Source organism: Bacillus sp. DB-2, from assembly GCF_003315125.1.
Lineage (GTDB): Bacteria > Bacillota > Bacilli > Bacillales > Bacillaceae_G > Bacillus_A > Bacillus_A mycoides.
On record NZ_QNRN01000003.1, the window covers coordinates 208,954 to 219,977 of the forward strand.

Genomic DNA, 11,024 nt, shown 5'->3' on the forward strand with positions numbered 1-11,024 from the left:
AAGCACATGAGCATCAGAGCTGAAGAAATTAGCGCACTGATAAAGCAACAAATCGAGAACTATCAGTCTGAAATCGAAGTTAGTGATGTTGGTACAGTTATCCAAGTTGGTGACGGTATTGCGCGTGCTCATGGTCTTGATAACGTTATGGCTGGTGAACTTGTAGAGTTCTCTAACGGCGTTATGGGACTAGCACAAAACTTAGAGGAAAACAACGTAGGTATCATTATCTTAGGACCTTACACAGAAATCCGTGAAGGTGACGAAGTTCGTCGTACTGGTCGCATCATGCAAGTACCAGTAGGAAAAGAACTAATCGGTCGTGTTGTAAACCCATTAGGTCAACCAGTTGATGGTTTAGGCCCAATCAATACAACAAACACTCGTCCAATCGAAAGTCCAGCACCAGGTGTAATGGATCGTAAATCTGTTCATGAGCCACTTCAAACAGGTATTAAAGCGATCGATGCTCTTGTACCAATTGGCCGTGGTCAACGTGAGTTAATCATCGGTGACCGTCAAACAGGTAAAACAGCAGTTGCACTTGATACAATCATTAACCAAAAAGATGAAGATATGGTTTGTATCTATGTAGCTATCGGACAAAAAGAATCAACTGTACGTAACGTAGTAGAAACACTACGTAAGCACGGTGCATTAGATTACACAATCGTTGTAACTGCATCAGCTTCTCAACCAGCTCCATTATTATACCTAGCTCCTTACGCTGGTGTAACAATGGGTGAAGAGTTCATGTACAATGGTAAACACGTATTAGTAGTATATGATGACTTATCAAAACAAGCAGCGGCTTACCGTGAGCTTTCATTACTATTACGTCGTCCTCCAGGTCGTGAAGCATATCCAGGGGATGTATTCTACTTACATTCTCGCTTATTAGAGCGTGCAGCAAAATTAAGTGATGCAAGAGGCGGCGGTTCTTTAACTGCACTACCTTTCATCGAAACACAAGCAGGGGACGTATCAGCTTACATCCCAACAAACGTAATTTCTATTACGGATGGACAAATCTTCTTACAATCTGACCTATTCTTCTCTGGCGTACGTCCAGCGATCGATGCGGGTACTTCTGTATCTCGTGTTGGTGGATCTGCTCAGATTAAAGCGATGAGTAAAGTATCAGGTACACTTCGTCTTGACCTTGCATCTTACCGTGAGTTAGAAGCGTTCGCTCAGTTCGGTTCTGACCTTGATAAAGCAACACAAGCGAAACTAAACCGTGGTGCTCGTACAGTTGAGGTATTAAAACAAGGATTACACAAACCGTTACGTGTAGAGAAACAAGTTATCATTCTTTACGCTTTAACACGTGGATTCCTAGATGATATCCCAGTAGTAGATATCACTCGTTTCGAAGAAGAATTCCATGCTTGGTTAGATTCAAATGCAACTGACTTATTAAGCGAAATTCGCACAACTAAGAAACTTGCGGATGACGACAAATTTGCAGCAGCAATTAACGGATTTAAAAAAGTATTCGTAGCTTCTGAATAATAAATAAAAGCGGAAGCGGCTCGTTCTGAATGTGAGGGGGATGGAGCTTCTGACGAAGAGGCGGTCTTTGCCTCGTAGGAAGAAGTGAAGCCACCGAGCATTCAAGCCGCTGGAGCTAGATAAATAAAAAGTGAAGTCGACTGTGGCTTAGCTAGATCATATAAAAGGCATCTCAGCTTTTGAGATTGCTGACGGTTATGTAAAGGAAAAGAGTAGGTGCACCTATTCTTTTCCTTCAATCATGAGCAAGAATATCTTGCAACGTAGATTAGGAAGAGGATTCTTACTAATCGTGCCAACTTCCGGAAAAAAGGTGGTGAAAACCTGTGGCATCTTTACGCGATATAAAAGCGAAGATTAACTCGACAAAGAAAACGAGTCAAATTACGAAAGCGATGGAGATGGTATCTGCATCTAAGTTAAACCGTGCAGAGCAAAATGCTAAATCTTTCGTTCCGTATATGGAAAAGATTCAAGAAGTAGTAGCGAGCATTGCGCAAGGAAGTAAAGGGATTAATCATCCAATGCTAAATGCGCGTCCTGTAAAGCGTACAGGATACATCGTTATTACATCTGATCGCGGACTAGCAGGTGGTTATAACAGTAACGTATTACGTACAGTAAGTAACGTAATTCGTGAACGTCATAATATGGATTCAAACCAATATTCAATTATTGTGCTTGGACGACTAGGACGTGATTATTTAAAACGTCGCGGCTTTAACATCATTGATGAAGTAGTTGGATTATCTGACCACCCATCATTTACTGATATTAAAGATATTGCTTCTCGAGCAATTGCGATGTTCGCAGATGGTGCTTATGACGAGCTGTATATTTACTACAATCATTATGTAAGTAAAATTTCACAAGAAGTAACGGAAAATAAAATTTTACCGCTTACGGATGTGGCGTCTGATAAACCGACGACAGCCTATGAATTCGAACCTTCTGAAGAAGAAATTTTAAAAGTATTATTGCCACAATACGCAGAAAGCTTAGTGTACGGTGCGTTACTAGACGGTAAAGCAAGTGAGCATGCGGCGCGTATGACAGCAATGAAGAGTGCTACAGACAACGCAATGGAAGTTATCGATTCACTTACACTTTCATTCAACCGTGCACGTCAAGCAGCGATTACGCAAGAAATTACGGAAATCGTTGGTGGAGTAGCGGCGTTAGAATAGTATTAAAAAGCGTAGGCGGTTCGTTCAGAATGAGAGGGGGATGGAGCTTTTGACGTAGAGGCGATTTGTGCCTCGCAGGAAAAAGCGAAGCCACCGAACATTCTAACCGCTGGAGCTAGATTCAATAAAAAGCGTAAGCGGCTCGTCCAGAACAGGAGAGTCGCGTAAGCTATAAACTAATAAAAATTAAAAGCCGACTTCTCTTAGAAAGCTGGCTAATTAAAAGAAAGCTAGGAGGGAACCCGATGAATAAAGGGCGCGTTACGCAAATCATGGGTCCGGTTGTAGACGTTAAGTTTGATGGCGGAAAGCTACCAGAAATCTACAACGCCCTTACGGTAAAACAAAGCAACGAAAACGGAGCAAGCATTAACTTAACATTTGAAGTTGCACTTCATTTAGGTGATGACACAGTTCGTACAGTTGCAATGTCTTCCACAGATGGACTTGTTCGTGGCACAGAAGTAGAAGATACTGGTAAAGCAATCTCTGTACCAGTTGGTGATGCAACACTTGGTCGTGTATTTAACGTATTAGGTGATGCAATTGACTTAGATGGTGATGTTCCTGCGGATGTACGTCGTGATCCAATTCACCGTCAAGCGCCTGCATTCGAAGAGTTATCTACTAAAGTAGAAATTCTTGAAACTGGTATTAAAGTAGTAGACTTACTTGCTCCTTACATTAAGGGTGGTAAGATCGGTCTATTCGGTGGTGCCGGTGTAGGTAAAACAGTATTAATTCAGGAATTAATTAACAACATCGCACAAGAGCACGGTGGTATCTCTGTATTCGCTGGTGTAGGTGAGCGTACTCGTGAAGGTAACGACTTATACCACGAAATGAGCGATTCTGGCGTAATTAAGAAAACTGCGATGGTATTCGGACAAATGAACGAGCCACCTGGAGCACGTCAACGTGTTGCATTAACAGGCTTAACAATGGCTGAACATTTCCGTGATGAGCAAGGACAAGACGTACTATTGTTCATCGATAACATCTTCCGTTTCACGCAAGCGGGTTCTGAAGTATCTGCCCTTCTTGGTCGTATGCCATCTGCGGTAGGTTACCAGCCAACACTTGCAACAGAAATGGGTCAATTACAAGAGCGTATTACATCTACAAATAAAGGATCTATCACGTCTATCCAAGCGGTATACGTACCAGCCGATGACTATACGGATCCAGCACCAGCTACAACGTTCGCTCACTTAGATGCAACAACAAACTTAGAGCGTCGTTTAACACAAATGGGTATTTACCCAGCCGTAGATCCATTAGCATCTACATCTCGTGCGCTTTCTCCAGAAATCGTAGGAGAAGAGCATTATGGAGTAGCTCGTCAAGTACAGCAAACTTTACAGCGTTATAAAGAGCTTCAAGATATCATCGCTATCTTAGGTATGGATGAGTTATCTGAAGAAGATAAGTTAGTTGTACATCGTGCTCGTCGTATTCAATTCTTCTTATCACAAAACTTCCACGTAGCTGAACAGTTTACAGGTCAAAAAGGTTCTTACGTACCTGTAAAAAATACAGTTAGTGGTTTCAAAGAAATTCTAGAAGGAAAATATGATGACCTTCCAGAAGATGCGTTCCGTCTTGTTGGTAGCATTGAAGAAGTTATTGAAAACGCGAAGAAAATGATGGCGTAAGGCCTTAGGAGGGACGAATTATGAAGACATTTCCAGTCAGTATTGTAACTCCTGATGGACCGGTTTACGAAAAAGAAGTAGAAATGGTAAGCGTAAAAGCAGAGAGTGGGGAAATGGGGATCTTACCAGGTCACATTCCAACTGTTGCACCTTTAAAAATTAGTGCGGTTCGTCTGAAAAATGGTGGGCACACTGATTATGTAGCAGTAAGCGGTGGCTTTATCGAAGTTCGTCCAGATAAAGTAACTGTATTATCATCATCTGCTGAAGAAGCAAACCATATCGATATCCATCGTGCAAATGAATCGAAACGTCGCGCTGAGCAACGTATGCAAGATAAACAAGCGCATGTTGACTTTAGACGTGCAGAAATGGCCTTGCAGCGTGCTGTGAACCGTTTAAACGTTTCTGATATGAAGTAAAAAAATCCGTAAGGGCTCTTGCCTTTACGGATTTTTTGTTGTGGATATAAATAAAAAGAGGAAAAAAACGCCTCTCTTTAGGTAGGAGAGAGCATCTAGCCGTGCATAGAAGCGGTCAGAGCCTTTTTCTGCCCGATGCCAAGTGTGAAAATCAAGAAATAAAAAGAACTGCAGATTATCTTTTTGTTATATATAGCTATAAATTTAGGTGGGAAAAAAACGCCTCCCTTTAGGTAGGAGAGAGCATCTAGCCATGCATAGTTGTGTTTTATTTAAATGTCGAAACTGAAACTCAATTTAATATATGGAATAGACTAACAAAATTGGTATAATTATATTATTGCTTGTATAAGTAGAGAATATATAACAATTTATATTTTATAAAGGAGCTGAATCAATGATTGGTGAAATGAAACGAGAAGCATTGTACTCTTTAAGGGGAAAATGGGGACTAGGTGTTGGATCAACGATTTTACATATTATTTTAAGTTATGTTGTTTCAATGGCTGCAATGCTTATACTTTTAATTCCAGGAATTATTATATTTTTCTTATTTGCTGGTTTAACAGGATCACTTGAAGAGGAAGCAATATCAGTCGGGGCAGGTATTACATTTGGAATTTTTTATTGCATAATGATCATTTTGAGTAATGCATCTTATGGTATTACATCATACGGTTATACGAATGTGTTGCTACAAATTAGTAAACGAGAAGATGCTAGAGTAGATTATTTATTTGAAGGATTTCGCGGCTTTAAAAGAATGATGAAAACAATGTGGGCTATGCTTGCGATTTTGTTATATACAGGTACGTGGATTCCGATGTTGTTACTAGGTGTATTCGCGTTTTTTGGTGAGGAAGGGAATGTATCGTTAACAATTGCTTTCTTTGTACTATTAGCTATTTCGATTGTTGTAATGATTGTGATGTATTTTTCTTATGCGATGACGTATTATGTTATGATTGAAAATCCAGATTATAGCGTTTCACAGGCGATGAAAGAAAGTAAGAATCTTATGAAGGGGCATAAACTAGATTTATTTCTTCTATGGCTTAGCTTCATAGGATGGGCTATTTTAGCGATTCTTACTCTTGGAATAGGATTTCTTTGGCTTAGTCCATATGTAGGTACAACGACAGCACATTTCTATCGTTATATCTCAAAAGACGAATTGGAGTAGGGACGTGCTATACTAATAGAATTATTACGTATAGGAGGAAGACTATGATTAGCGATTTAAAAGGAGAAGCATTAGACTCGCTAGAAGGGAAATGGGGATTAGCTGTTGGGGCAACATTACTTATTTCGATTCTTACTTCAGCTTTTAGTTTTAGTATTGATTTCATTTTCTCTCAGGTTTGGGATTGGAAAGAAGTGAATAATTCACTTTTAGTAGATGGTATTGCAATATTGATGGTAGGTCCATTAACGCTAGGTGGTTATTGTTTAGCACTACATATAATTCGTGAAAAAGAAGCGCGTATTGGGCATATATTCAGATGGTTTACAGAAGGAAGTAAGTTTATAAAGTCATTTTTATTATATATAGTAGTAAACATTTATATTTTCTTATGGTGTTTACTATTTATTATTCCAGGCATTATTAAATCATTTTCTTATGCAATGACGTACTTTATTATAAATGATCATCCTGAGTATTCCATAAATCAAGCTATTACAGAAAGTCGTCGTATGATGGATGGACATAAAATGGAGTATTTCATTTTATGTTTAAGCTTTATTGGTTGGTTTATATTAAGTTGTATTACATTAGGGATTGGATTTTTATGGTTAATTCCATATTTTTATACGACGTCAGCAGCTTTTTACGAAGAGATTGCAGAAGAATATTACGAAAAAAGAATTCCGACACTTTAAAAAACACCCAGTGTGAACTATTGGTTCATACTGGGTGTTTTTTGTAGAAATTTTATAAACTGTTTACTTGTTAGAGGTTTACTGAAATAGTAACCTTGCATGTATTTACAGTTGTTTTTTTGCAGAAACTTAAGCTGTTTTTCTGTTTCAATTCCTTCAGCAACGACGGAGAGATTTAAAGTATTCGCAAGAGAAAGGATAGTGGAAACGATGGCTCTTTCTTCAGGTCGATGATCGGCTAGTTGTGTAAATTCTTTTGGTACTTTTAATGTATCGATAGGGAAAATTGATAAATAAGCAAGAGAAGAATAGCCGGTACCGAAGTCATCAATGGACGTTTGAATACCATATTCTTTTAATTGCTTTAGTCTAGACAATGTTTCTTTTTCATCAATCATCGCAATTCTTTCTGTTAGTTCAAGTGTTACATCTTTCGGGTCAATCTCAACGTCCTTTAGTATTCGTGAAATATTTTCGATTAATTGATTTTGTTGAAATTCTTTCGCTGATAAATTGACACTCATTTTTAAGTTTGTGTATCCAAAACTTTTCCATATTTTTAGTTGAAGACAAGATTCTCGTAGCACCCAATGTCCAAGTGGGATGACCTGCGGAGTCTCTTCCACAATTGGAATGAACTCACATGGTGAAATGTCACCTAGGAGCGGGTGTTTCCAACGTATTAATGCTTCAGCACCGATAATTTTATTTGCTGTCGTATCAATTTGTGGTTGATAGACGAGATAAAATTCGTTGTTTACTAAAGCGAGTGGCAAATCTTTTTCGATTCGAGCTTTTCGTTCCATTTTTTTATATAGTTCTTTCGTGTAAAGAGAGCTCCGATTTTTCCCTTTATTTTTTGCTTCGTACATGGCCATATCAGCATGTTGTAAAATAGACAGCGGATCTTCACCTGCTTCAGGGTATATGGCAATTCCGATACTCGGTGAGATTCGTAAATGTTGATTTTCGATTTCGAATGGTTCGTTCATGGCTGCTACAATCATATCAGCTATCTTCTTTACATCTGTCCTTTTTTGATAATTTTCGATAAGGATTGTGAATTCATCCCCAGCTAACCGAGCAAGTTTCATATTATGTGTTGATATTCGCTCGAGCCTTTTTGCTACTGCAATTAATAGAAGATCTCCTACCCGGTGACCGAGGGTATCATTAATAACTTTAAAGCGGTCTAGGTCTAGAAACATAACAGCAAAAGGGCTTTTCGATATTTTTGCTCGTGCAATTGCTTTTTCTAAATACTGATGAAATGAACGGCGATTTGCAAGTTCCGTTAAAGTATCGTGATATGCTAGGAAATTAATTTGTTCTTGTTGCTGCTTGCTTTCTGTAATATCTTTAATCATTAAATAGGCCCCAGAAATATGTTCCTTTAAAAAGATGGGAACAGCTGTAACAAGCAAGTAGTAAATATCTCTATTTTTATGATATGCCCGTATTTCTAAAGAAATAGATTTCCCTTTTTTCACTTGATGAAAGGTATTAATGATTTCTTCCAAATCTTCTTCATACATAAGTGAATAGTATGGTTGGTTTAATAATTCATTCGTTTGATAACCGAGTAAAGTAGTTCCAGCGTTGTTCACATTGAGAAAATTACCGTACAAATCTAATGTGAAAATTGGATCTGGATGATGCTCGTATAAAGATTTAAACATTTGTTGGTTATGATATAACTCATTTTTTTGTTCTACTAAATCTTCTGTACGTAGTTCGATTTGTTTCTCGAGTTCTAAGCTGAATTGCATTTGGGCTAGCAATAATATTTTATTTTGTCTTCGAACTAACGTATGGCGTATGAGAACGAAGGCGAAAGTTACCATAAGTCCAATTACTACGATAGGTGCAAAAACATTTTCGACCAATATAAAAACAATAAGCATCACGACAGAAATATACGGTAATGATAATCGGATTGATTCACCAAATTGAGGCGTTAGTAATATTTGTTCTTGTTTTTCGGGCTCTTTTGTGTGAAGTATACAAGCGATTGCTAATAATACTAAGGTTACTTGATATAATGGAGCAACTGTGAACATAGAGTGCTCGGGCTGGAAATATTTTATATAAGCATAAATAGCATCCGTAGTAGCATACAAAATTAAAGCACTGCCAAGAAGAGCGCCAACTTGTTTTGGTAGTAAGAATAATGGTCTGAATAAAAGATTGATTCCTATTAAAAGAAAGAGTAAATCAGCCATTGGATACGTGAGTTGAACAAACATGTCGATATATGATGTTGTAAAAATATGAATGGTTCTTTCAATAAGCAAATAGTAGCTTAAAGTAAATTGAGCCGTAACAATAATACAAATATCACATATCGTAAAAAGCTGTTCCAATAAGTCTCGGCCATAAATAATTTCATATAGAAAGGCAAATGCAAAGCTAACTAAAAATAATAAGTAAAAAAAGTCTGATGGATCAACGAATGTATAGTAGTCATGCAAAATTAAGCGTTGATAAGCAACTATTATATCACCGATGAAATAAGAGAAGGTTCCGATAGTTAATATTATCCAAAATAAACGTGCTAATCCTTGTTTTACATTTGAAAAGTAAAATATATAACTGCAAATTGTAATATCAATTAATATGGTACTTATTCCAGTCAAAATTTGAAATGGGAGTGCGTATTCATATAAAAAGGGCATTGATACGTAATGAATAGTTATATACAACAATGAAATGCTTATAAGAATACTTACATGTGTTTGTTTTTTCATTTATATCACCCACTGTATATACATAAGAACCACCTTTTTGTAGTTTATGTTTTTTATGATTGCTTGAAAACATATAGAATTTCTATATTTATTTTACACATTTATTATGAGTTGTAAAAATAGATTTGCTCAGCAAGTATTAATTGTTGTTTCTGTTCCCAATATATCGACATAGGAATTTGAAGTTTGCTATAATGAATTGAATAGTTGCATTATTTAGAAAAATTTAAAAATAATAAATGATGCAAGTAAGACATATTGTTTACTATGTGAACTTGTTCTTAATTCAGGGGGGAGGGTTTCACAATGGCAAGTGTATATGAAAATAGTTATATGATCGTTTTGATTTTCTTGCTATTAGGTATATTGCTGCCGGTAGTGGCTCTTACATTAGGGAAAATGCTGCGTCCAAACAAACCGAGTGCAGCGAAAGCGACGACGTATGAGAGTGGAATTGAGCCTTTTCATGATGCAAATATTCGGTTTCATGCTCGTTATTATATTTTCGCTTTATTATTCGTCATCTTTGATGTAGAAACTTTATTTTTATACCCATGGGCTGTTGCATATGACAAGCTTGGTTTATTTGCACTGATTGAAATGCTAATTTTCGTTGTGATGTTGCTAGTTGGATTAGCGTATGCTTGGAAAAAGAAGGTGTTACAATGGTTATAAATTTTGAGGAATTACACCCACAGGAGCGAGCGGAATTAGAAAGAAATATCTTTTTTTCTACATTGGAACAGTTGAAGGGATGGGCGCGGAGCAACTCTTTATGGCCGATGACATTTGGACTGGCATGTTGTGCGATTGAAATGATGGGAGTAGGTTCATCACATTACGATTTAGATCGATTTGGGTCATTTTTTCGGACTTCACCAAGACAATCGGACGTCATGATTGTGTCAGGAACGGTAACGAAGAAAATGGCACCTATTGTTCGGCGCCTATATGATCAAATGCCTGAACCGAAGTGGGTAATTGCGATGGGATCTTGTGCAACAGCCGGTGGTCCGTATGTGAATTCGTATGCTGTTGTGAAAGGTGTAGATCAAATTGTACCAGTTGATGTGTATATTCCTGGATGCCCTCCAAATCCTGCTGCTTTAATTTATGGAATTAATAAATTAAAAGAAAAAATTCGTTACGAGGCGAGGACCGGGAAGCAGGTGACGAATAAATGAGTGATCCAAATAAAGACTTAGAAAGTATGAAAAGAGAAGCAGCCCGTCATGCGAAAGAGGAAGCGCGAAAACGTCTTGCTGCGAAACATGAGGCGGAAATGTCTAAACTTGAAGGAGAACATCGAGAAAAAGGGAAAGCGCTACCAAAAGATAAGGGGATTAATGTAGAAGAAGCAAAGGCGAAAGCTGCAGCAGCTGCAAAGGCAAAAGCAGCGGTATTAGCGAAGCAGAAGCGAGAAGGATCAGAAGAAGTAACGGACGAAGAAAAAGCCAAAGCGAAGGCGAAAGCCGCAGCAGCTGCAAAAGCAAAGGCAGCGGCACTAGCGAAGCAAAAGCGAGAAGGATCAGAAGAAGTAACAGACGAAGAAAAAGCCAAAGCGAAGGCAAAGGCCGCAGCAGCCGCAAAAGCAAAAGCAGCGGTATTAGCGAAGCA

General features: G+C 37.9%; 9 protein-coding genes and 1 pseudogene (1 of these 10 running past the window's edge). 9 read left to right on the top strand and 1 reads right to left on the bottom strand.

What is annotated here, in order from left to right; all coding sequences use genetic code 11:
• Window positions 1-6 precede the first annotated feature (6 nt).
• The 6 genes from atpA (at window position 7) to DET63_RS06560 (ending at window position 6,660) form a co-directional block, all read left to right on the top strand.
• Window positions 7-1,515 (top strand): F0F1 ATP synthase subunit alpha, encoded by a 1,509-nt coding sequence (atpA, locus tag DET63_RS06535; protein ID WP_113936192.1) that lies wholly within the window; start codon window positions 7-9, stop codon window positions 1,513-1,515.
• 326 nt (window positions 1,516-1,841) lie between these two features.
• Window positions 1,842-2,702, top strand: a complete 861-nt coding sequence (atpG, locus tag DET63_RS06540; protein ID WP_002016283.1) for a F0F1 ATP synthase subunit gamma — start codon at window positions 1,842-1,844, stop codon at window positions 2,700-2,702.
• Window positions 2,703-2,947: 245 nt separating this feature from the next.
• Entirely contained in the window at window positions 2,948-4,357 is a 1,410-nt protein-coding gene (gene atpD / locus DET63_RS06545) for a F0F1 ATP synthase subunit beta (RefSeq protein WP_002139020.1), read from the top strand.
• A gap of 20 nt (window positions 4,358-4,377) precedes the next feature.
• Window positions 4,378-4,779: a F0F1 ATP synthase subunit epsilon gene (gene atpC, locus DET63_RS06550; RefSeq protein WP_002016279.1), complete on the top strand. Its 402-nt coding sequence runs from the start codon at window positions 4,378-4,380 to the stop codon at window positions 4,777-4,779.
• Window positions 4,780-5,176: 397 nt separating this feature from the next.
• Window positions 5,177-5,962 carry a DUF975 family protein gene (locus tag DET63_RS06555; RefSeq protein WP_113936193.1) on the top strand — a complete coding sequence of 262 codons (786 nt, stop codon included), beginning with the start codon at window positions 5,177-5,179 and terminating at the stop codon, window positions 5,960-5,962.
• 44 nt (window positions 5,963-6,006) lie between these two features.
• Window positions 6,007-6,660, top strand: coding sequence for a DUF975 family protein (locus DET63_RS06560; protein ID WP_113936194.1), 654 nt, complete (start codon window positions 6,007-6,009; stop codon window positions 6,658-6,660).
• A gap of 17 nt (window positions 6,661-6,677) precedes the next feature.
• Here DET63_RS06560 and DET63_RS06565 read toward each other — a convergent pair whose 3' ends face one another.
• Complete coding sequence (locus DET63_RS06565) at window positions 6,678-9,407, bottom strand: putative bifunctional diguanylate cyclase/phosphodiesterase (protein ID WP_113936195.1); 2,730 nt, start codon at window positions 9,405-9,407, stop codon at window positions 6,678-6,680.
• Window positions 9,408-9,713: 306 nt separating this feature from the next.
• Between DET63_RS06565 and nuoA the strand changes: the two genes are divergently transcribed.
• The 3 genes and pseudogenes from nuoA to DET63_RS06580 form a co-directional block, all read left to right on the top strand.
• On the top strand, window positions 9,714-10,082 hold the full coding sequence (gene nuoA / locus DET63_RS06570) for an NADH-quinone oxidoreductase subunit NuoA (RefSeq protein WP_000179270.1): 369 nt from the start codon (window positions 9,714-9,716) through the stop codon (window positions 10,080-10,082).
• Window positions 10,073-10,591, top strand: a complete 519-nt coding sequence (nuoB, locus tag DET63_RS06575; protein WP_002089729.1) for an NADH-quinone oxidoreductase subunit NuoB — start codon at window positions 10,073-10,075, stop codon at window positions 10,589-10,591. Before nuoA ends, nuoB begins: the two co-directional genes overlap by 10 nt.
• Window positions 10,588-11,024: pseudogene (locus DET63_RS06580) on the top strand (NADH-quinone oxidoreductase subunit C); it runs 1,024 nt beyond the window's last position. Before nuoB ends, DET63_RS06580 begins: the two are co-directional and overlap by 4 nt.